This window comes from Streptomyces sp. NPDC031466 (assembly GCF_055581265.1).
The window spans coordinates 181115-202817 of record NZ_JBVIJT010000008.1 but is presented as its reverse complement, the minus strand read 5'-3'; the positions used below and the strand labels follow the sequence as shown (position 1 = coordinate 202817).

The 21703-nt window shown below is 69.9% G+C and carries 17 protein-coding genes and 1 pseudogene; 5 read left to right on the top strand and 13 right to left on the bottom strand.

Annotated elements, in window-relative coordinates:
* Nucleotides 1-50 precede the first annotated feature (50 nt).
* Nucleotides 51-1136, top strand: coding sequence for a LacI family DNA-binding transcriptional regulator (locus tag ACZ5GP_RS21180; RefSeq protein ID WP_468752310.1), 1086 nt, complete (start codon nucleotides 51-53; stop codon nucleotides 1134-1136).
* Between the two features lie 64 nt (nucleotides 1137-1200).
* Here ACZ5GP_RS21180 and prcA read toward each other — a convergent pair whose 3' ends face one another.
* The 6 genes and pseudogenes from prcA to arc form a co-directional block, all read right to left on the bottom strand.
* Nucleotides 1201-1974: a proteasome subunit alpha gene (gene prcA, locus ACZ5GP_RS21175; RefSeq protein ID WP_358579019.1), complete on the bottom strand. Its 774-nt coding sequence runs from the start codon at nucleotides 1972-1974 to the stop codon at nucleotides 1201-1203.
* Between the two features lie 53 nt (nucleotides 1975-2027).
* Nucleotides 2028-2873, bottom strand: coding sequence for a proteasome subunit beta (prcB, locus tag ACZ5GP_RS21170; RefSeq protein WP_468752309.1), 846 nt, complete (start codon nucleotides 2871-2873; stop codon nucleotides 2028-2030).
* A pseudogene (locus ACZ5GP_RS21165) lies at nucleotides 2825-3016 on the bottom strand (endonuclease domain-containing protein); the annotation flags it as partial. The gene prcB and the pseudogene ACZ5GP_RS21165, both read right to left, overlap by 49 nt.
* Nucleotides 3017-3074: 58 nt before the next feature.
* Nucleotides 3075-3293: a ubiquitin-like protein Pup gene (locus tag ACZ5GP_RS21160; protein WP_030782898.1), complete on the bottom strand. Its 219-nt coding sequence runs from the start codon at nucleotides 3291-3293 to the stop codon at nucleotides 3075-3077.
* A 124-nt stretch (nucleotides 3294-3417) separates the two neighbouring features.
* The gene (dop, locus tag ACZ5GP_RS21155) at nucleotides 3418-4929 is read right to left on the bottom strand and encodes a depupylase/deamidase Dop (protein WP_358579014.1); all 1512 of its coding nucleotides are present in this window, start codon (nucleotides 4927-4929) and stop codon (nucleotides 3418-3420) included.
* A gap of 213 nt (nucleotides 4930-5142) precedes the next feature.
* Nucleotides 5143-6909, bottom strand: coding sequence for a proteasome ATPase (gene arc, locus ACZ5GP_RS21150; RefSeq protein ID WP_468752308.1), 1767 nt, complete (start codon nucleotides 6907-6909; stop codon nucleotides 5143-5145).
* Nucleotides 6910-7162: 253 nt separating this feature from the next.
* Here arc and ACZ5GP_RS21145 point away from each other — a divergent pair, with 253 nt between their 5' ends.
* Entirely contained in the window at nucleotides 7163-7477 is a 315-nt protein-coding gene (locus ACZ5GP_RS21145) for a ferredoxin (protein WP_358579009.1), read from the top strand.
* A gap of 18 nt (nucleotides 7478-7495) precedes the next feature.
* On the opposite strand, the gene ACZ5GP_RS21140 is transcribed toward ACZ5GP_RS21145, so the two are convergent.
* The 3 genes from ACZ5GP_RS21140 to ACZ5GP_RS21130 form a co-directional block, all read right to left on the bottom strand.
* Nucleotides 7496-8083, bottom strand: a complete 588-nt coding sequence (locus ACZ5GP_RS21140) for a hypothetical protein (RefSeq protein WP_468752307.1) — start codon at nucleotides 8081-8083, stop codon at nucleotides 7496-7498.
* Nucleotides 8084-8299: 216 nt separating this feature from the next.
* Nucleotides 8300-9202 carry a tRNA (adenine-N1)-methyltransferase gene (locus ACZ5GP_RS21135; RefSeq protein WP_358579005.1) on the bottom strand — a complete coding sequence of 301 codons (903 nt, stop codon included), beginning with the start codon at nucleotides 9200-9202 and terminating at the stop codon, nucleotides 8300-8302.
* A gap of 113 nt (nucleotides 9203-9315) precedes the next feature.
* A complete protein-coding gene (locus ACZ5GP_RS21130; protein WP_468752306.1) occupies nucleotides 9316-10818 on the bottom strand; it encodes a site-2 protease family protein in 1503 nt (500 codons plus the stop codon).
* A 128-nt stretch (nucleotides 10819-10946) separates the two neighbouring features.
* Between ACZ5GP_RS21130 and ACZ5GP_RS21125 the strand changes: the two genes are divergently transcribed.
* A complete protein-coding gene (locus ACZ5GP_RS21125; protein WP_468752305.1) occupies nucleotides 10947-11828 on the top strand; it encodes a RecB family exonuclease in 882 nt (293 codons plus the stop codon).
* A 14-nt stretch (nucleotides 11829-11842) separates the two neighbouring features.
* Nucleotides 11843-12514 carry a response regulator gene (locus ACZ5GP_RS21120; protein WP_030782872.1) on the top strand — a complete coding sequence of 224 codons (672 nt, stop codon included), beginning with the start codon at nucleotides 11843-11845 and terminating at the stop codon, nucleotides 12512-12514.
* A 112-nt stretch (nucleotides 12515-12626) separates the two neighbouring features.
* Here the strand turns inward: ACZ5GP_RS21120 and ACZ5GP_RS21115 are convergent, their stop codons facing one another.
* The 4 genes from ACZ5GP_RS21115 to metH form a co-directional block, all read right to left on the bottom strand.
* On the bottom strand, nucleotides 12627-14213 hold the full coding sequence (locus tag ACZ5GP_RS21115; RefSeq protein WP_468752304.1) for an ABC transporter substrate-binding protein: 1587 nt from the start codon (nucleotides 14211-14213) through the stop codon (nucleotides 12627-12629).
* A 52-nt stretch (nucleotides 14214-14265) separates the two neighbouring features.
* Complete coding sequence (locus ACZ5GP_RS21110) at nucleotides 14266-15873, bottom strand: ABC transporter substrate-binding protein (RefSeq protein ID WP_468752303.1); 1608 nt, start codon at nucleotides 15871-15873, stop codon at nucleotides 14266-14268.
* A gap of 339 nt (nucleotides 15874-16212) precedes the next feature.
* Nucleotides 16213-16908 (bottom strand): HAD family hydrolase, encoded by a 696-nt coding sequence (locus ACZ5GP_RS21105; protein WP_468752302.1) that lies wholly within the window; start codon nucleotides 16906-16908, stop codon nucleotides 16213-16215.
* 100 nt (nucleotides 16909-17008) lie between these two features.
* Nucleotides 17009-20548, bottom strand: a complete 3540-nt coding sequence (gene metH / locus ACZ5GP_RS21100) for a methionine synthase (RefSeq protein WP_468752301.1) — start codon at nucleotides 20546-20548, stop codon at nucleotides 17009-17011.
* A gap of 277 nt (nucleotides 20549-20825) precedes the next feature.
* On the opposite strand from metH, the gene ACZ5GP_RS21095 reads away from it, so the two are divergent.
* On the top strand, nucleotides 20826-21590 hold the full coding sequence (locus ACZ5GP_RS21095) for an IclR family transcriptional regulator (RefSeq protein ID WP_468752300.1): 765 nt from the start codon (nucleotides 20826-20828) through the stop codon (nucleotides 21588-21590).
* The last annotated feature ends 113 nt before the right edge of the window (nucleotides 21591-21703 follow it).

The following is a 21703-nucleotide window of genomic DNA, read 5'->3' as shown; positions in this document are numbered from 1 at the left end:
CGCGCCGCCACGGCCGGGTTTTACGTATAACGTCGAGCGTCATACGTACCATGAGCGCTGTACGCGGGTCCACCGTGCGCGCGGGACGCGGGCACGACCAGGAGGTGACAGTGGCCGGGCCACAGCAGGAAGCCGGCGCCCCCCGGCCCCCCACCAGCCGCGATGTCGGGCGCGCCGCTGGTGTCTCCCAGGCGACGGTGTCCCTGGTGCTCGGCGACAAGTGGCGCGGCCGGGTCGCCGAGCCCACCGCCGAGCGCGTGCGGACCGCCGCCCGGCAGCTCGGCTACCGCCCGAACCTCGCCGCCCGCAATCTGCGGCTGGGCAGGACCCGGACGGCACTGCTCGTCGTCCCCGCCCTGACCAACGAGTTCTTCGCGCACGTCCACACCGGTGCCGCCCGCGTCGCCGCGCGGCACGGCTTCGGCGTCCTGCTCTACCCCTCCCCCGAGGGCCCCGGCCCGACCCGCGACCCCTTCGACTCGGCGCGCGCCTCCCTGGACGGCGTACTCGCCTCCTCCATGGCCTCCGACGCGCTCGCCACCATCCGCGGCGACGACCTGCCGCTGGTCATGCTCGACAGCGACCCCGCCCGCAGCCTCGGCGCCGCCACCGTCAACCTCGACCTGGCCGACGGCATGCGGCAGGTGACGGAGCATCTGCTGGCCCTCGGCCACCGCGACTTCCTGCACCTCGCGGCGGCGGTGGACTCCTGGACCTTCGACGTGCGCGCGGACGCCCTCGCGGCGGCGCTGCACGGCACGGGCGCGGCCGTACGCCGGGTCACCGCCCCGCTGACCGTCCAGGCGGCCCGCACGGCCGCGGAGGCCGCCCTGGCCGCTCCTGGCCCACGGCCCACGGCGGTCGTCTGCGACGACGACTTCCTCGCCGCCGGTGTCTGCAAGGCCGCGCGACGGCTCGGACTGCGCGTCCCCGAGGACCTCTCGGTGACCGGCTTCGACGATCTGACCCTCGCCACCGCGGTCGAGCCCGAACTGACGACGGTGCGCCTGCCCGCCGAGCGCTTCGGCGAGCGCGGCATGGACGCGCTGGTCGCCGTCGTCGAGGGCCGCGCCCCGCAGGCCGGCCCGCTCCCCGTCGAACTCGTCGTCCGCGACTCGACGGGCCCCGCCCGCTGACGCGCACGCGAACGCCCCGCGTCCCGGCCGCAGGGCCGGAGCGCGGGGCGCACACCGCGGCGGACTACTCGATGTCTCCGCCGGACCGCTGAACGGGCCCGGGGCCCTCGTCCGTGTCACTGGCGGCGTCCGTCGCGCCGCCCTCGTCGAGCAGCCGCGCCAGCTGCCGCCCGACGATCCGCTTGAACTTGCGCTGCTGCGGCCGCGTGCGGTCGAGCACCGCGACCTCAAGGCGCTCGGCCGGGATCTCCCGCTCGGTGCCGTTGGTGTCGCGCGAGAGCGCCCGCACGGCCAGCTTCAGGGCCTCCGCCAGCGTCATGCTGTCGTTGTGGTGCTGGTCGAGGTACTGGCTGATCTGCTCGGCGTTGCCGCCCACGGCCAGCGAACCGTGCTCGTCGACGATGGAGCCGTCGTGCGGAAGGCGGTAGATCTGGTCGCCCTCACGCGTCTCGCCCACCTCGGCGACGACCAGCTCCACCTCGTAGGGCTTCTCGGCCGCGCTGGAGAAGATCGTGCCCAGCGTCTGCGCGTAGACATTCGCCAGGCCGCGCGCCGTCACGTCGTCGCGGTCGTAGGTGTAGCCCCGCAGATCGGCGTAACGGACGCCGCCGATCCGCAAGTTCTCGTACTCGTTGTACTTGCCGGCGGCGGCGAAACCGATCCGGTCATAGATCTCACTGAACTTGTGCAGCGCCCGGGAGGGGTTCTCGCCGACGAACACGATGCCGTCGGCATACTGCAGGACGACCAGACTGCGACCGCGCGCGATGCCCTTGCGGGCGTATTCCGCCCGGTCGGCCATCTGCTGCTGGGGTGATACATAGAACGGCGTCGACACCGGATCCGTCCCTTTCTGTCAAAAAACTTCAGTCGGTAACGAATTCGGTCCGCTCAGAGCAGCGCGGCGCGCGGGCCCTCGGGCTGTTCCAGCCGCTTGTCCAGGACCGAGCGCGCGATCGCGGAGGTCTCCTCGTCCGTGAGGCGCCGGAAGCCCTCGTCGGAGATGACGGTGACGATGGGGTAGATGCGCCGGGCCACGTCCGGACCGCCCGTCGCCGAGTCGTCGTCGGCGGCGTCGTACAGCGCCTGGACCACGAGGGTCGTCGCCTGGTCCTCCGTGAGACCGTCGTGGTAGAGCTTCTTCAGGGCGCCGCGCGCGAAGACCGAGCCGGAACCGGTCGCCGCGTACCCGCGCTCCTCGGAGCGGCCGCCCGTGACGTCGTACGAGAAGATGCGCCCCTTCTCGCGGTCCACGTCATAGCCGGCGAAGAGCGGCACCACGGCCAGGCCCTGCATGGCCATGCCGAGATTGCCGCGGATCATCGTGGAGAGACGGTTCGCCTTGCCCTCCAGGGAGAGCGTGGCGCCCTCCACCTTCTCGAAGTGCTCCAGCTCCAGCTGGAAGAGCTTCACCATCTCGATGGCGAGGCCCGCCGTGCCGGCGACGCCCACCGCCGAGTACTCGTCGGCCGGGAAGACCTTCTCCATGTCCCGCGAGGCGATGACATTGCCCATCGTGGCCCGGCGGTCGCCGGCGAGCACCACGCCGCCGGGGAACGTCACGGCCAGGATGGTGGTGCCGTGCGGAGCTTCGATGACGCCCTGCGTGGGCGGCATCTGGCGATTGCCGGGCAGGATCTCGGGCTGGTGCTCGGACAGGAAATCCATGAAGGACGACGAACCAGGCGTCAGGAAGGCAGCCGGTAGACGCCCGGTGCCACGAGTATTGACTTCCACGAGGATCCCTCCAGGTAGGCGGCAGCCCGACGAACAGCGTCGGGATCATCTCCCAACTTGCCGATGGCCGAATTGCAGTTGAAGCGTGTTACGCCACGGACCTTACCCGGCACGCGGCGGTGATCCACATGGATTGCGCGAGCGATGCGGGGGCTGCCCGCGGCGCGTCCGCACGGCGCCGCGGGCGCGGGCCGGACCGGCTTACTGCCCGCCCTTTTGGACGAAGGACCTCACGAAATCCTCGGCGTTCTCTTCGAGTACGTCGTCGATCTCGTCCAGCACGGAGTCCACGTCGTCGCTCAGCTTCTCCTGGCGCTCCTTGAGGTCCTCGGACGCCTGCGCGTCCTGCGCCTGCTCCTCGGTCTCCTCGGTGGAACGCGTCGCCTTCTGCTGTCCGCCGCCGGTGTCCTTGGTCGCCATCTGCCTCACCCCGCTCGCTCGGTTGGACGTATCTTGATCAGACCCTACAAGCCGGGCCCGACATCGGCCCCGCGTTCGCGCGATGTACGGGGCCCACCTCTGTGATTCCCCCGCCGGTGACCTTTCAGCCGCCGGACAGGACCCGAACCAGTTCCTCTGCCGAGCGGCAGCGGTCCAGGAGCTCCTTGACGTGGTTCCTGGTGCCGCGCAGGGGCTCCAGGGTGGGCACTCGTTGCAGAGAGTCACGGCCCGGCAGGTCGAAGATGACCGAGTCCCAGGACGCCGCGGCCACGTCGTCCGCGTACTGCTCCAGGCAGCGTCCGCGGAAGTACGCGCGGGTGTCCTCCGGCGGCTTGGTCCTGGCCCGCTCCACGTCCGCCTCGTCCAGGAGCCGCTTCATCTTGCCGCGCGCCACCAGGCGGTTGTACAGACCCTTCTCGGCCCGTACGTCGGCGTACTGGAGGTCGACCAGGTGCAGTCGCGCCGCGTCCCAGTCCAGGCCGTCGCGGCGGCGGTAGCCCTCCATCAGCTCGCGCTTGGCGACCCAGTCCAGCTCTCCGGACAGGCTCATCGGGTCGCTCTCCAGGCGGCCGAGCACGTCCTCCCAGCGGGCCAGGACGTCCTTGGTCTGCTCGTCGGCGTCGGAGCCGTAGCGCTCCTCGACGTACTTGCGGGCCAGCTCGAAGTACTCCATCTGCAACTGCACCGCGGTCAGTGAGCGGCCGCTGCGGAGTGTGACCAGGTGCTGGAGCGTGGGGTCGTGGGAGACCTCGTGCAGGGTGCGCACCGGCTGGTCCACGGCCAGGTCGACGGCGATGAAGCCGTCCTCGATCATGGCGAGGACGAGCGAGGTGGTGCCCAGTTTGAGGTAGGTGGAGATCTCCGAGAGGTTCGCGTCGCCGATGATGACGTGCAGCCTGCGGTACTTCTCCGCGTCCGAGTGCGGCTCGTCCCGGGTGTTGATGATGGGCCGCTTCAGCGTCGTCTCCAGGCCCACCTCGACCTCGAAGTAGTCGGCGCGCTGGCTGAGCTGGAAGCCGTGCTCGTGGCCGTCCTGGCCGATGCCGACGCGTCCGGCGCCGGTGACGACCTGCCGGGAGACGAAGAAGGGCGTGAGGTGGCGCACGATGTCCGAGAAGGCGGTCTCCCGCTTCATCAGGTAGTTCTCGTGCGTGCCGTACGAGGCGCCCTTGTTGTCGGTGTTGTTCTTGTACAGGTGGATCGGCTGGGCCCCGGGGAGCTGGGCCGCGCGGTCGGCGGCCTCGGCCATGATGCGCTCGCCGGCCTTGTCCCACAGGACGGCGTCCAGGGGGTTGGTGATCTCCGGCGAGCTGTACTCGGGGTGCGCGTGGTCGACGTACAGCCGCGCGCCGTTGGTGAGGATGACGTTGGCGAGGCCGATGTCCTCGTCGGTCAGCTGGCTGGAGTCGGCGGCCTCGCGGGCGAGGTCGAAACCCCGCGCGTCCCGCAGCGGGTTCTCCTCCTCGAAGTCCCAGCGGGCGCGTCGCGCCCGGTGCATCGCCGCGGCATAGGCGTTGACGATCTGGGACGAGGTGAGCATGGCATTGGCGTTGGGGTGGCCGGGGACGGAGATGCCGTACTCCGTCTCGATGCCCATTACTCGCCGTACGGTCATGCGGCCCTCCTTGCCCGGCGGCGCTCCCGTCCGGGAACGGCGCTCAAGTACCGCTGGTGCTCCGGTGCGTGTGCGGTGCCCGTCCCCGCACTGCGCGACTCGGCGGTACCGCAGAGCCTAGAACGCCTTTGCGCTGGTGGGCAGATCATTGCCTTCGTTGAAAAGCAGACGGCCGCGGGCACCCGTGAAGGACACCCGCAGCCGCCCTGGGTTCTACAGGTACTGACCGGTGTTGGCCACCGTGTCGATGGAGCGTCCGGTGTCCGCGCCCTGCTTTCCGGTGACAAGGGTGCGGATGTACACGATCCGCTCGCCCTTCTTGCCGGAGATGCGGGCCCAGTCGTCGGGGTTGGTGGTGTTGGGCAGGTCCTCGTTCTCCTTGAACTCGTCGATGCAAGCCTGGAGGAGGTGCGAGACCCTGATGCCCTTCTGGCTCGCCTCCAAGAAGGCCTTGATGGCCATCTTCTTGGCGCGGCCCACGATGTTCTCGATCATGGCGCCGGAGTTGAAGTCCTTGAAGTACAGGACTTCCTTGTCGCCGTTGGCGTACGTCACCTCGAGGAAGCGGTTCTCCTCGGACTCCGCGTACATCTGCTCGACGACGGACTGGATCATGCCGTGCACGGTGGCGTGCCGGTCGGCACTGTGCTCGGCCAGATCGTCGGCGTGCAGCGGGAGCCGCTCGGTGAGGTACTTGGCGAAGATGTCCTTCGCGGCCTCGGCGTCCGGGCGCTCGATCTTGATCTTGACGTCGAGTCGTCCGGGCCGCAGGATCGCGGGGTCGATCATGTCCTCGCGGTTGGAGGCGCCGATGACGATGACGTTCTCCAGCCCTTCCACGCCGTCGATCTCGGCGAGCAGCTGGGGGACGATGGTGTTCTCCACGTCCGAGCTGACACCGGATCCGCGGGTGCGGAAGAGGGATTCCATCTCGTCGAAGAAGACGATGACGGGGGTACCCTCGCTCGCCTTCTCCCGGGCACGCTGGAAGACCAGGCGGATGTGGCGCTCGGTCTCGCCGACGTACTTGTTGAGGAGCTCGGGGCCCTTGATGTTGAGGAAGTAGCTCTTCCCCGCGGGCTGGCCGGTGACCTCGGCGACCTTCTTGGCAAGGGAGTTGGCGACGGCTTTGGCGATCAGTGTCTTGCCGCAACCGGGGGGCCCGTACAGCAGCACACCCTTGGGCGGCCGCAGTTCGTGCTCCTTGAAGAGGTCGGGGTAGAGGTACGGAAGCTCGACGGCGTCCCGGATCATCTCGATCTGGCCGCCGAGACCACCGATCTTCTCGTAGCTGATGTCGGGCACTTCTTCGAGGACGAGTTCCTCGACCTCGCTCTTCGGCACGACCTCGTAGACGTACCCGGAGCGGGGTTCGAGCAGCAGGGCGTCGCCCGGGCGGATGGTGACGTCGAGGAGGGGTTCGGCGAGCCGCACCACTCTCTCTTCGTCGGTGTGTCCGACCACCAGGGCACGGTCGCCGTCCTCGAGGATCTCCTTGAGGGTGACGATGTCGCCGACGCTCTCGTACTCCATGGCCTCGACCACGTTGAGCGCTTCGTTGAGCATTACTTCCTGGCCGCGCTTGAGCTCTTCGAGCTCCACGCTGGGGCTGACGTTCACCCGGAGCTTGCGGCCCCCGGTGAAGATGTCCGCCGTGCCGTCCTCGTTGGCCACGAGGAAGACCCCGAAGCCGGCCGGCGGCTGCGCGAGCCGGTCGACTTCCTCCTTGAGGGCCACGATCTGGTCGCGGGCCTCGCGGAGCGTGTTGGCGAGCCGCTCGTTCTGCGCGGACACGCCGGCCAGGTTGGTCTGCAGCTCGACGATCCGCTCTTCGAGAATCCTCGTATGACGCGGAGAGTCGGCGAGCTTGCGTCGCAGGACGGCGATTTCCTGCTCGAGATAGGCAACCTGACCGGCGGGGTCCTCAGACCCTCGTCCCGGCCGGATGCCGCGGTTGTTGTCGTCGTCGTGGGCTGCCACGGTCCTCACCTCCTCCAAGGGGAGCTGGACGCTTCCAGACCCTACCTGGGTGGGTGTCGATTGAAACCCCTAGATCACAAAGACAAAGGGGTGTGTCCGATCTTCACCCTTGCGCTTCCCCTCACACCAGGTGAATACCCACCCAACAACATCGGAAAGCGGGCGGTTGTATCGTCGAAGTGTTCAACACCCGTCAGAGCTGGCCCGACTTACCGATCGGTCGGGCAGTTCGACGAAACGACCGGCAGGAGAGATGACCGTGCGGCACGACGCCGAGACCGGCAGTGAGGGCCACGATCTGCTGGAGGTCTGGATCGACCAGGACCTCTGCACCGGGGACGGCATCTGCGCGCAGTACGCGCCCGAGGTCTTCGAGCTGGACATCGACGGACTGGCCTATGTGAAGAGCGGCGAGGACGAGTTGCTGCAAGCCCCCGGGGCCACCACACCCGTCCCCCTGCCGCTGCTCCAGGACGTCGCCGACTCCGCGAAGGAGTGTCCGGGCGACTGCATCCATGTACGTCGCGTTTCGGACAGGGTCGAGGTGTACGGCCCCGACGCCGACTGAGCCGCCGCGCCCCGCGTCTCAGACGCTGCGGGCCCCCGCGGGCGCCGTCCGCTCGAACGCGCCGTCCTGCCATCGCCACTTGGCCGCTTCCTCGCGGTCGGGGCAGCAGCGGGGAACGTCGAGCGAGGAGTAGCCGAGGAGGGTCGCGGTCACCGCGCCGTCCCGAACGGCGAAGTCGCTCGCGGTCAGCTGGTCCTTCGGGTCGAGGAGGGTGGCCACCACGCGCGCCTTGCCGGAGCGCCGGCCGGTGAGCACGTAGATCCCGTCGGGCGGGGTGCCGGAACCGGCGCGGCAGTGCACGACGGCCACCGTCTCGGCCCTGCCGTCCCTGTCGAGGTCGCCGGTGGCCTTCTTCTTCACGACGGGCCGCACGGTGCCGCAGTCGAGGGGGAAGGTGACCGAGGCGGGGTCGGGCGCGGCGGCCGGCGCGGGCGCGCCCGCGAGGGCTCCGCCCCGCGTCTGCGGCTTGGACTGCGCGGCGGTCGCCGGGTCGGGCTGGAGGAAGGCCGCGCCCGTGACGACGGCGGCCAGCGCGGCGGCGATGGCCAGCCAGTGGGCGGGGCGGGCGGTGGTGTGCGCCTGTGCCGGGACGGCGGGGTGCTGCACGAGGAAGTGTCTCCTGTGAGAGCGGTGCCGGTGGGGTGGCCAGCATCGTGCCATACGTCACAGTGAGGTGGAACACCGGGGGTCCATGGGTACCCGGGGCTCTTTTGGTACGCGGCTGGTGTCCCGTCAACGAAACGACGCCGCCGCCGAGTTCCCCGGTCGGTCGGGGAACTCGGCGGCGGCGCCGGCTTCTTGGCCGTAAGGCGGCCGCGCGGGTCAGCGCGGGGTGCCGCCGTCGGCGTTCGGGCCGGAGTAGTCGTCGCCGTAGGCGCCCTTGGCGGGGCGACGGCGGCGCATGGGGGGCTCCACGCCGTCCGCGAGGCGGCGGGCGGTGAGCAGGAAGCCGGTGTGCCCGATCATGCGGTGGTCGGGGCGGACGGCGAGGCCCTCGATGTGCCAGTTGCGGATCATCGATTCCCAGGCGGTCGGCTCGTTGAAGCCGCCGATCTCACGGATGGACTCCACGGTCCTGGCGAGCTGGGTGGTGGTCGCCACGTAGCAGCACAGGATGCCGCCGGGGACGAGCGCCTTGGAGACGGCCTCCAGGCACTCCCAGGGGGCGAGCATGTCGAGGATGACGCGGTCGACCTCGGTGTCGCTGAGGTTGTCCTGGAGGTCGCCGACGGTGAGCTGCCAGGCGGGGTGGGGGCCGCCGAAGTAGCGCTCCACGTTCTGCCGGGCGATGTCGGCGAAGTCCTCGCGGCGCTCGTAGGAGTGCAGCATCCCCTGGTCGCCGATGGCGCGCAGCAGGAAGCTGCTGAGCGAGCCGGAGCCCACACCCGCCTCGACGACGCGGGCGCCGGGGAAGATGTCGGCGAAGGCCAGGATCTGCCCCGCGTCCTTGGGGTAGACCACGGCGGCGCCGCGGGGCATGGACAGGACGTAGTCGGGGAGCAGGGGGCGCAGCGCCAGGTAGGCGACGTTCCCCGTGGTACGGACAACACTGCCCTCGGGAGCGCCGATCAGCTCGTCGTGGGGGAAGGAACCCTTGTGGGTGTGGAAATTCTTCCCGGCCTCGAGCGTGAACGTGTAGTGGCGTCCCTTGGGGTCGGTGAGCTGGACCTGGTCCCCGACCTTGAAGGGCCCGCGACGGCGGGCGGCACCGGTCGGTTCGGACATGCGAACAGACTACCGGCCGCGCGGGGGGCTTCGGACCATCTCCGCGGCCAGGCGGGCCGGGGGACGGTGCGCGCCCCCGGCCTCCGCCGGCAACCGCTTGAGGGGGGCGGGGCTCAGGACGGTCGGGCCATCGCCTTGACGAAGGCGCGCTCGACGTCGGCGGCGGAGAGCACTCCGTAGATCTCCCCGGACTCCTCGATGACCAGGTACTCCGTGGCGGGGGTGGCCCGCAGGGTGTCGAGCAGTTCCTCGCCGGCCAGCTCGGCGGAGATCCGCATGCCCTCGGTGATGTCCTGGGCGAGGCCGCTGACCGCGACCCAGGGGCGGCGGTGCTGGGGCACGGAGACGATGGCCGCCTCGCGGACGACCGCCATCGGGTCGCCGTCGGGGTCGACGATCACGAGGGCGCGGGCCCCCGCGTCGTTGGCCCGGCGCAGCGCCTCGGAGAGGGGGGTGTGGGACTCCACGGGGACGGCGCGGCGGGTCAGGGTGCGGGCGCGCAGTTCGGGCAGGTGTTCGCGCAACCGGGCCATGCGCAGGCTGTTCCCGGCGCCGGTCCAGATGATCGCGGCGAGGATGGCGGCGAGCAGGGCGTCGGTGACGGTGTTCATGCCGCCGATGTCCTGGGGTTCGCCGCCGAGGGCGCCGGACTGGTTGAGCAGGGGCAGCCCGATGAGCACGGAGACAGCGAGGACGCGGCCCACCCAGGCGGCGGCGACGGTGCCGCTCATGGGCCGCCCGGTGATCTTCCAGACGACGGCGCGCAGCATGCGGCCGCCGTCGAGGGGCAGGCCCGGCAGGAGGTTGAAGGCGGCGACGATGAGGTTGGAGACCATCAGTCCGGCGAGGAGCACGCCGGGGACGGTGCCCGGCTCGACGACGCGCATGCCGGCGTAGAAGACGGCGGCGAGCACGAGTGAGAGCAGGGGGCCGACGAAGGCGAGGACGAACTCCCGGCCCGGGGTCTCGGACTCCTTCTCGATCTCGGAGACCCCGCCGAAGAACTGGAGCTGGATGCGGCGCACCGGCAGCTTGAAGCGCAGGGCCGCGACGGTGTGGGCCAGCTCGTGCACCAGGACGGAGGCGTAGAAGGCGACGGCGAAGAAGAGGGAGACGAGGTAGCGGGCGCCGCCCAGCTCGGGCAGGACGCGGTCGAGCTGGCCGCCGAAGACCCAGGTGATGAGGGCGGCGACGAGGAACCAGCTGGGTGCGACATAGACGGGGACGCCGAAGGGCCTGCCCATGAGCAGCCCGCCGCCGGGGTTCTTGCGCTCCTTGCCGGGGCCGGGCCTCGGCGGCCCCTTCCTGGCGGGGCGCGGCCGGTCCTCGGGCGGTCCGGGCCGGGGGATTTCACGCAGGGCCTTGGTCAGGGAGGCGGGGATCTCCTCTTCCTGCTCCTGCCGCTTCGTGGGGGGCGGGGTGTCCGCGGCCCCGGGGCGGGGCGTTCCTCCGGGCCCGGCCGCCTCGTCCGGGGCGTCGGCCTCGTCGGCCGCGTCCGGCGCATCGGTCTCCCGCGTCTTCGGGCGCGTCGGCTCGGAGGGGGCGGCCGTGTCGCCCTGCCGCGGGCCCTGTGCGCCGTCGGACTGCGGCCTGCCGCTCTCGCCGCTCTCGTCCACGATGTCCCCTCGTTCGATGCGTCCCCCGCCCGGAATGGCGCGATCACCCACACGATCATGCAGGGCGAGAGGGTCTGCCGTCGATGGTATGCGGCTCTTGTCAGTGGCGGGTCGTAGGGTCTGTCCTCATGGAAACCAGCACCGAAGGTGTCGCGGCGGCCGTGCGCCCGGCATCCCTGTCGCCCTCACGCGCGGGCGATTTCATGCAGTGCCCCCTGCTCTACCGCTTCCGGGTGATCGACAAGCTGCCCGAGAAGCCGAGCGAGGCCGCCACCAGGGGCACGCTGGTCCACGCCGTTCTGGAAAGACTCTTCGACGCGCCCGCGAGTGAGCGCACGGCGCCGCGCGCCAAGTCGCTCATCCCCGGCCAGTGGGACCGGTTGCGCGAGGCCAGGCCCGAGCTGACCGAGCTGTTCGCCGACGATCCGCAGGGCGAGCGGATGGCGCGCTGGCTGTCGGACGCCGAGAGGCTCGTCGAGCGCTGGTTCACCCTGGAGGACCCGACCCGGCTGGAGCCCGCCGAGCGCGAGCTGTTCGTGCAGGCCGAGCTGGAGTCGGGTCTGAGGCTGCGCGGCATCATCGACCGCGTCGACGTCGCTCCCTCGGGAGAGGTCCGCATCGTCGACTACAAGACGGGCAAGGCCCCGCGTCCGCAGTACGCGGAGGGCGCGCTGTTCCAGATGAAGTTCTACGCCCTGGTGGTCTGGCGGCTGAAGGGCGTCGTCCCGCGCCGCCTCCAGCTGGTGTATCTGGGCAGCGGTGACGTCATCACGTACGACCCGGTCGTCGCGGACCTGGAGCGGGTCGAGCGGAAGCTGCTCGCGCTCTGGGAGGCGATCGAGCTGGCGACGGCGACCGGTGAGTGGCGCCCCCGGCCGACGAAACTGTGCGGTTGGTGTGATCATCAGGCGGTGTGTCCGGAGTTCGGCGGGACTCCCCCGCCGTACCCGCTTCCGGTGAGGGTGCCCGAGTCCGCCGAGGGCGAGCAGGGCAGAATGGGGCCGGGCTAGCTAAGGAGAGTTACGTGGCGATCCGCGTCCTACTGGTCGACGACCAGCCGCTGTTGCGCACCGGGTTCCGGATGATTCTGGAGGCCGAGCAGGACATCGCGGTCGTGGGCGAGGCCGGAGACGGCCTCCAGGCTCTTGACCAGGTGCGGGCGCTGCAGCCCGATGTGGTGCTGATGGACATCCGGATGCCGCGGATGGACGGCGTCGAGGCGACCCGGCAGATCACCGGGCCGGGCCGGGACGGTCCGGCGAAGGTCCTGGTGCTGACCACCTTCGACCTGGACGAGTACGTGGTGGAGGCGCTGCGCGCCGGTGCCAGCGGTTTCCTCCTCAAGGACGCCCCGGCGAACGAGCTGGTGCAGGCGATCCGCGTGGTCGCCGCGGGCGAGGCGATGCTCGCGCCGAGCATCACGCGCCGGCTGCTCGACAAGTACTCGGCGCATCTCCCCTCGGGCGACGAGCCGGTGCCGGACACCCTGCACACGCTCACCGACCGCGAGGTGGAGGTCCTGAAGCTGGTGGCGCGGGGCCTTTCGAACGCGGAGATCGCCGCGGACCTCTTCGTCAGCGAGACGACGGTGAAGACCCATGTCGGCCATGTGCTCACGAAGTTGGGCCTGCGCGACCGGGTGCAGGCCGCGGTGTACGCGTACGAGAGCGGGCTGGTGCGCCCCGGCGCGCAGTAGGCCGGGGCCCAAGGTGCGCCTCGGCGCGCGGTGGCCGGGGCCGAGGGTGTGAACGACGACGGTGGCCGTCCCCCGAGGGGGGCGGCCACCGTCGTCATGCGGTCTCTCGCGCTCAACCCTTGCTGATCTCCCAGAACCGGAAGACCGTCGAGGCGTCCAGGCAGGACTCCACGCCGTAGACGTTGTCGCGGACGACGGCATACTGCTTGGCCTGCCAGACCGGCAGGATCGGCAGCTGCTCGGCCACGATGTCCTGGAGTTCGGCGTACTGCTTGTCGGTCCTGCCGCGGTCGCTCTCGGTCGCCGTGCGGGGGATGATCTTCGTGGTGATGTCGCTGTTCTCGAAGTGGTTCCCGAGGACGTTGTCCTTGCCGAAGAAGGGCTGCGTGAAGTTGTCCGGGTCCGGGTAGTCCGGCACCCAGCCCTTCACGTAGACGCCGTACTTGCCCGCCGCGATGTCTTTCTCGTACTGCTCGAACTCGACGGACTTCACGTCGGCGTCGAACAGGCCCGAGTCGTTGAGCTGCTCGGCGATCGCCTTCATCTCCTGGTCCGTGGCCGGACCGTAGCGCGAGGGCGTCGACCAGAGCGTGAGCTTGACCTTGCCCTCGACGCCGGCGCCGCGCAGCGCGGAGGCGGCCTTCGCGCGCTGCGGACGGGCGCCGTAGGTGTCGAAGAAGGCGGTGTTGTGGCTGCCGATACCCGCCGGGACGATCGAGTACAGCGGCGTGGCCGAGTTCTGGTAGACCTGCTGGACCAGGGCGTCGCGGTCCAGCAGGTAGGCGATGGCCTTGCGCACGCCGAGCTTGCCGGCCACCGGGTCCTTCATGTTGAAGACCAGGTGCTGCACCTCGGCGCTGGTGCCCTCGACGATGTCGACGTCCTTGCCGGCCGCGGAGGTGTCCTGCTCGATGTCCGCGATGTCGGCGGCGGCGAGGCCTCGGTAGGCCAGGTCGATGTCGTTGTCCAGGAGCGCCTTCTTCAGGCCCTTCTGGTCGCCGTGGAAGAACTTGAGGGCCACGCCCTCGTTCTTGGCCTTGGCGGTGCCCTTGTAGGAGGAGTTGACGGAGAAGGTCGCCTGCTCCTTGCCGAACGAGTCGAGCGTGTACGGGCCGGAGCCGACCGCCTTGCCGTCCTCGCGCAGCTTGTCCATGGCGTACTCGCGGTGGTCCACGATCGAGCCCGCGCCCGAGGCGATCTTGCTGGGGAAGGTCGCGTCGGCGTACTTGAGCCGGAAGACGACGGTCTTGGCGTCGGGGGTGCGGACGCTGTCCAGCATCGGGAACATGATCGCCGGGCCGGCGGCGTCGTTGATCTTGCGCATGCGGTCGAAGGAGAACTTGACGTCCTTCGAGGTCAGGGCGTTGCCATTGCTGAACTTCAGCCCGTCACGCAGCTCGCACTTGAAGACCTTGGTCTCCGTGTCCGCGAAGCCGCAGCTCTTGGCCGCCTCCGGCTCGGGCTCGGTGGCGCCCTTGGGGAAGCTCAGGAGGGACTGGAAGACGTTGTTGAACAGCAGCCACGACCCGGGGTCGTAGCCGGATGCCGGGTCGGTGGCGAGGACGTCGTCCGACATCCCCATCACGACGGCGTCGCCCGTGTCCCCCGCCCCACCCGACTCCGTTCCGCAGCCGGTCAGCAGGGCGGCGGCGAGCCCACCCGTGAGGGGAAGGGCCAGCCACTGGTTACGAGATTTCACGTACGTGCCTTTGGTGTTGTGGTCGTGCGGTGGGGGTGGGAGCGGGTGGGGCTCAACCGCTCACGCCGCGGCCCAGCTCCCAGAGCTGGAGGTTGGAGGAGGCGTTGAGGGCCCACTGCGCGCCCGTGATGTCGTCGCGCGCGGCGATGTACTGCTTGCCCTGCCACAGCGGGAGCACCGGGACGTCCTCGGCGACGATGTCCTGGATCTTGCGGATGCTCTTGGACGCGGCCAGCCGGTCGGCCTCACGGCGCGAGGTGGGGATGAGCTGGTCGTTGATGTCGCGGTTGACGTAGGGCGAGCCGAGGAAGTTGTCCTTGTCGAGGAACGGCGCGAGGAAGTTGTCGGCGTCGGGGAAGTCGGGGAACCAGCCCATGCCGTACACGTCGTACTTGCCGTCGCGCTCGGCCGCGCGGAACGTGCTCCACGGCGTGCCCTTGATGGAGACGTCGAACACCCCGGAGTCGTTCAGCTGCTTACGCAGCACCTCGAACTCCTTCTTGGTGCCCGGGCCGTAGTGGTCCGTGGTGTAGTGCAGGGTGAGCTTGACCGGCGTGGAGATGTTCGCCTTGTTCAGCAGCGAACGGGCCTTGGCCGGGCTCGGGTTGTTGTACTTGTTGAAGAACGAGTTGGCGTGGCCCGTGATGGTGGAGGGCACCAGCGAGAACAGCGGTTCGGCCGTCGAGCCGTACACCGCCGAGGCCAGCGCGCCGCGGTCGACGACCTGGGCCATGGCCTGGCGCACGGCCTTGGTCTTGACCGTGGGGGCGTCGGTGTTGAACGCGAGGTAGCGGATCTCCAGGCCCTGCATCTCGACCAGGTCGATCTTCTTGTGCGAGGAGCCGTCGAGTTCCTTGACCTGCTCGGGCGACATGGTGCGCGTCATCAGGTCGATGTCGCCGTCCTCGAGCGCCTTGCCCATGGCCTCGGCGTCCGCGAAGGTGCGCAGCTCCACCTTGTCGCTCTGCGGCTTGAACGAGCCCTTGTACTTGGGGTTCTTGGTAAACACCGTCTTGACCAGACGGTTGTCCTCGACCTCCTGCTCGGCCGTGTACGGCCCCGAGCCGGAGACCTCGAAGCCCTCGCGCAGCTTGTTCTTGCCGTACTGGTCCTTGCTGACGATGCCCGCGGTGGGCGTGGCCAGCTTGTACGGGAACGTCGCATCCGGGGTCTTGAGATGGAAGACGACCTCGCGGTCGCCCTGGGTCTCGATCTCTTCGACGTTGGCGACCAGACCGTCCGAACCGCTGGGGTACTTGAGCTTGATGTCCCGGACGCGCTCGATGGAGAACTTCACGTCGGCGGCCGTCAGCGGCTTGCCGTCGGAGAACGTCAGGCCCTTGCGCAGGGTGCAGGCGTAGCGCTCGTTGCCCGTGTCGGTGAAGCCGCAGCTCTCGGCCGCCTCGGGCTGGGGTTCGCCGTCGCCGCGCGGCTGGGCCATCAGGGTCTGGATGGTCTGGCGCAGCAGGTTCCAGGACCCGGCGTCATAGGCGTACGCGGGGTCGAACGGTGCCAGGACCTCCTTGGAGATGGCGAACGCGTCCGTGGTGCCGACGGCGATCGCGTCGTCACCGTCGCCGCTGCCCGAGCCACCGCACGCGGCGAGCGCGGGGGCGAGCAGACCTATGACGGCCGGCAGCACCAAAGTCTTGCGGTTCATGCTCGACGTTCTCCAGAGCTCTTGGATCCCGTGAATCCCGCAACGCGGGGTGTGGGTTGGTGGGGCACGGGGGTGGGGCGATGTTCTCGCGACGACATTAGTCCGCACCGGTTGAGCGCCGGATGGGGGTGGGAGGCGAGTCTCAATCACGCAGCGAAACCGGGCGTGGACGCACCGATAACCCGACACCGGAAGGTTTCGTGCACGCCCCCACCAAACCCGGACCAAACGCCACGCCTTCCGGCACCCCCAAGGGGGGTTCTGCACATGCCGATCCCGCTGTCGACCCCCCTCCAAGTGGGAAACGTCACAGCCCCGAGCAGGCGTGAAACGGAACTGTCAGAGGGTCATGAGCCCTTGCAGGAAAGGAAGGTTGACGTGTTCGAGGGAGGAGACGACCGTGCGTCCCGCCACCGCGGGGATGGGCGCGACCGAGGGAACGGCCACCACGCGGCAGCCGGCGGCCTCCGCGGCGGCGACCCCCGTCGCGGTGTCCTCGACGACGGCGCACCGGGCGGGGTCCGCGCCGAGCCCCGCGGCCGCCAGGAGGTAGGGGTCGGGGTGGGGCTTGGTGCGCGCCACCTCGTCGCCCGCGACGGTCAGTTCGAAGTGGTGGGCGCCGATCGACTCCAGGACGCGGTCGATGATGCGCCGGTGCGAGGCGGAGACGAGCGCCGTCGGCACCTCGTGGGCGGCCAGTTCGGCCAGCAGCCGCGCGGCGCCCGGCATCAGCGGCAGGGAGCGGCTGATGCGCTCCTCGAAGCCGTCGTTGAGCAGCACGGTCAGCTCCGCGAGGGAGATGTCGGCGCCCGTGGAGTCGATGAGGAAGCCGGCGCTGCGCGTCATGGGGCCGCCGACGACGACGTCGCGCCAGGCCTCGTCGAGCGTGTGGCCCAGCCGCTTGAACACCTCGACCTCAGCGTCCCACCAGAAGCCCTCGGTGTCCACGAGGGTGCCGTCCATGTCGAGGAGGACGGCCTGGAGTGCGGAGCCTTCGGCCGTTCGAGTGCCGAGCGCAGGAACCGTACTGGTCATGCGACCACACCTTCCGTGGGGGACGACAAGGCCGGTCGCCTGCTGGGAGCAAGCAAGCGACCGGCCTCTGCTGGACCGACCAGTGTACGACCGGGCCGGATCAGCGCGCGTTGAAATACTTCGCCTCGGGGTGGTGGATGACGATCGCGTCCGTGGACTGCTCCGGGTGGAGCTGGAACTCCTCGGAGAGCTGGACGCCGATCCGCTCCGGCCGCAGGAGTTCGGCGATCTTCGCGCGGTCCTCCAGGTCGGGGCAGGCGCCGTAGCCCAGCGAGAAGCGGGCGCCCCGGTACTTCAGGGCGAACATGTCCTCCACGTCGCCGGGGTCCTCGCCGCCGAAGCCCAGCTCGGCGCGGACCCGGGCGTGCCAGTACTCGGCGAGGGCCTCGGCCAGCTGCACGGACAGGCCGTGCAGTTCGAGGTAGTCACGGTAGGAGTCGGCGGCGAACAGCTCGGCCGTCGCCTCGCCGATCTTCGAGCCGACGGTGACCACCTGCAGGCCGACGACGTCCCGCTCGCCCGACTCCTCCGGGCGGAAGAAGTCCGCGAGGCACAGGCGGCGGCCGCGGCGCTGGCGCGGGAAGGTGAAGCGGGTGCGCTCCGAGCCGTCGTCGTTCAGGATGATCAGGTCGTCGCCCTTGGACACGCACGGGAAGTAGCCGTGCACGACGGCCGCCTCCAGCAGGTTGCGGGTCTGCAGCTCGTCCAGCCAGCCGCGCAGCCGCGGGCGGCCCTCGGTCTCGACCAGTTCCTCGTACGAGGGTCCGTCGCCGGTGCGCGCCTGCTTCAGGCCCCACTGGCCCTTGAAGAGGGCGCCCTCGTCGAGCCAGGAGGCGTACTCCTTGAGCTGGATGCCCTTGATGACGCGGGTGCCCCAGAACGGCGGGGTGGGCACGGGGTTGTCGGTGGCGACGTCCGAGCGGGCGGGCCCCTCGTCCTGCGCCTCCAGGACGGCCGCGGTGGCCTTGGTGGGCACGCGGCGCTGCTTCAGCTCGGGCAGGGACGCGCCGGGCACGCCGCGCTTGACGGCGATGAGGGCGTCCATCAGGCGCAGGCCCTCGAAGGCGTCGCGGGCGTAGCGGACTTCGCCCTCGTAGATCTCGTGGAGGTCCTGCTCGACGTAGGCGCGGGTGAGGGCGGCGCCGCCGAGGATCACCGGGAAGTCGGCGGACATGCCGCGCTGGTTCAGCTCCTCCAGGTTCTCCTTCATGATCACGGTGGACTTGACCAGCAGGCCGGACATGCCGATGACGTCGGCCTTGTGCTCCGCGGCGGCGTCCAGGATCGCGCCGACGGGCTGCTTGATGCCGAGATTGACGACGTTGTAGCCGTTGTTGGACAGGATGATGTCGACGAGGTTCTTGCCGATGTCGTGCACGTCGCCGCGGACGGTGGCGAGCACGATGGTGCCCTTGCCCGCCTCGTCGCCCTCGACCTTCTCCATGTGCGGTTCGAGGTAGGCGACGGCGGTCTTCATGACCTCGGCGGACTGGAGCACGAACGGCAGCTGCATCTGGCCGGAGCCGAACAGCTCGCCGACGACCTTCATGCCCTCCAGGAGGGTGTTGTTGACGATATCGAGGGCGGGCGTGTCGGTCAGGGCCTCGTCGAGGTCGGCCTCCAGGCCGTTCTTCTCGCCGTCGATGATGCGGCGCTTGAGGCGCTCCTCCAGCGGCAGGGCGAGCAGCTCCTCGGCCTTGCCCGCCTTCATCGACTTCATGTTGACGCCCTCGAAGAGCTGCATGAGCTTCTGCAGGGGGTCGTACCCCTCGGCGCGGCGGTCGTAGATGAGGTCGAGGGCGGTGGTGACCTGCTCGTCGTCGAAGCGGGCGATGGGCAGGATCTTGGAGGCGTGGACGATCGCGGAGTCCAGCCCGGCCTTGACGCACTCGTCCAGGAAGACGGAGTTGAGCAGGACGCGGGCGGCCGGGTTGAGGCCGAAGGAGATGTTGGACAGGCCGAGTGTGGTCTGCACGTCCGGGTGGCGGCGCTTGAGTTCGCGGATGGCCTCGATGGTGTGCAGGCCGTCCTTGCGGGACTCCTCCTGACCGGTGCAGATGGTGAAGGTCAGGGTGTCGACGAGGATGTCCGACTCGTGGATGCCCCAGTTGCCGGTCAGGTCCTCGATCAGGCGTTCGGCGACGGCGACCTTGTGCTCGACGGTGCGGGCCTGGCCCTCCTCGTCGATGGTCAGCGCGATCAGGGCGGCGCCGTGCTCCTTGGCGAGGGCGGTGACCTTCGCGAAGCGGGACTCGGGGCCGTCGCCGTCCTCGTAGTTCACGGAGTTGATGACCGCGCGGCCGCCGAGCTTCTCCAGACCGGCCCGCAGGACGGGGAGTTCGGTGGAGTCCAGGACGATGGGCAGGGTGGAGGCGGTGGCGAAGCGGCCGGCCAGCTCCGCCATGTCCTTGACGCCGTCCCGGCCCACGTAGTCGACGCAGAGGTCGAGCATGTGCGCGCCCTCGCGGATCTGGTCGCGGGCCATCTCCACGCAGTCGTCCCAGCGGCCCTCCAGCATGGCCTCGCGGAACTTCTTCGAGCCGTTGGCGTTCGTGCGCTCGCCGATCGCCATGTAGGCGGTGTCCTGGCGGAACGGCACCGTCTGGTAGAGGGACGCGGCGCCCGGCTCCGGGTGCGGGTCGCGGGCCGGTGCCTGCACGCCGCGCACCCGCTCGACGACCTGGCGCAGGTGCTCGGGGGTGGTGCCGCAGCAGCCGCCGACCAGGGAGAGGCCGTATTCGCGTACGAAGGACTCCTGGGCGTCGGCCAGCTCGGGCGCCGTCAGGGGGTAATGGGCGCCGTTCTTGCCGAGGACGGGCAGGCCCGCGTTGGGCATGCAGGAGATCGGGACGCGCGAGTGGCGGGCGAGGTAGCGCAGGTGCTCGCTCATCTCGGCGGGGCCGGTCGCGCAGTTCAGGCCGATCATGTCGATGCCGAGCGGCTCCAGGGCCGTCAGGGCGGCGCCGATCTCGGAGCCGAGCAGCATGGTGCCGGTGGTCTCGACGGTGACCGAGCAGATCACCGGGAGGTTCGCGCCGGTGGCCTCCAGGGCGCGGCGGGCGCCGAGGATCGCGGCCTTGGTCTGCAGGAGGTCCTGGGTCGTCTCCACCAGGAGCGCGTCGGCGCCGCCGGCGATCATGCCCTCGGCGTTGATCTGGTAGGCGTCGCGCAGGGTGGCGTAGGGGGCGTGGCCGAGGGTGGGCAGCTTGGTGCCGGGGCCCATGGAGCCGAGCACCCAGCGCTGCTGTCCCGTACTGGCGGTGTACTCGTCGGCGACCTCGCGGGCGATGCGGGCGCCGGCCTCGGAGAGTTCGAAGTTCCGCTCGGGGATGTCGTACTCGCTCAGGGCGGCGAAGTTGGCGCCGAAGGTGTTGGTCTCGACGCAGTCGACGCCGACCGCGAAGTACTCCTCGTGCACGGAACGCACGATGTCGGGGCGGGTGATGTTCAGGACCTCGTTGCAGCCCTCGAGGTTCTGGAAGTCCTCGAGGGTGGGGTCCTGGGCCTGGAGCATCGTGCCCATCGCGCCGTCGGCCACGACCACACGGGTGGCGAGGGCCTCGCGGAGGGCTTCGGCCCGGACCTTGCTCTCGGCCGAGACGGGCGTGGACTGCGCGGACGGGGTTGGCGACGAGGCCATGTGAGAGCTCCCTGGAGTGCGACGGCTGTCGGCTTTGCGCCCCCTGTCGGAGGGCGCACCCGGTCAGGGTAGCCGGGACCAAGGTCCCTTTGGGAAGACGTCCACGGGGCGGACGGGGGTGGACAGGGCGCCGGGGTCTGGCTCGAACAGGTGCTTGACACGGGAGAGCGGAGCAACGCGTGCCGTCCGGGCATTGGCGAGAGGTCGACAACGACCGATAGTGTTCCGCATTGTCGAACGTCGATATGTGGTGTGAGGGACGGAGGTCGGGGCTGCGATGGCACGCAACATCCAGTCGCTCGAAAGGGCCGCGGCGATGCTGCGACTGCTCGCGGGCGGCGAGCGACGGCTCGGTCTCTCGGAGATCGCCTCCGCCCTCGACCTGGCCAAGGGCACGGCCCACGGCATCCTGCGCACCCTCCAGGCGGAGGGCTTCGTCGAGCAGGACTCCGCGTCGGGCCGCTACCAGCTGGGCGCCGAGCTCCTGCGCCTCGGCAACAGCTACCTGGACGTGCACGAGCTGCGGGCCCGCGCCCTGGTGTGGACCGACGACCTGGCCCGCTCCAGCGGGGAGAGCGTCCATCTCGGCGTCCTGCACCAGCAGGGCGTGCTGATCGTCCACCACGTCTTCCGGCCCGACGACAGCCGCCAGGTCCTGGAGGTCGGCGCCATGCAGCCGCTGCACTCCACGGCGCTGGGCAAGGTCCTGTCCGCCTACGACCCGGTCGCGCACAACGAGGCCGTCGAGGTCGAGCACGAGGCCTTCACCGCGCACACCGTGACCGACCCCGAGGGCTTCGAGGGCGTCTTGGACCTCACCCGCGCGCGCGGGTACGCGGCCGATGTCGAGGAGACCTGGGAGGGCATCGCCGCCGTCGCCGCCCCGATCCACGACCGGCGCCGGATGCCGGTCGGCGCGGTCGGTGTGACCGGCGCCGTGGAGCGCGTCTGCAAGGACGGCGAGCTGCGTCCGGACCTGATCGCCGCCGTCCGGGACTGCGCGCGCGCCGTCTCCCGGGATCTGGGCGCGGGCCGCTTCTAGGGACCCCGTCCCACCCCTGTCGAGCTGCGGTATCACCGATAACGCGAAACGATCAATAACGATCGTGTTTTCAATAACAGAACTCTTGACGGGTGAGTAACCCCGGGGCGAGA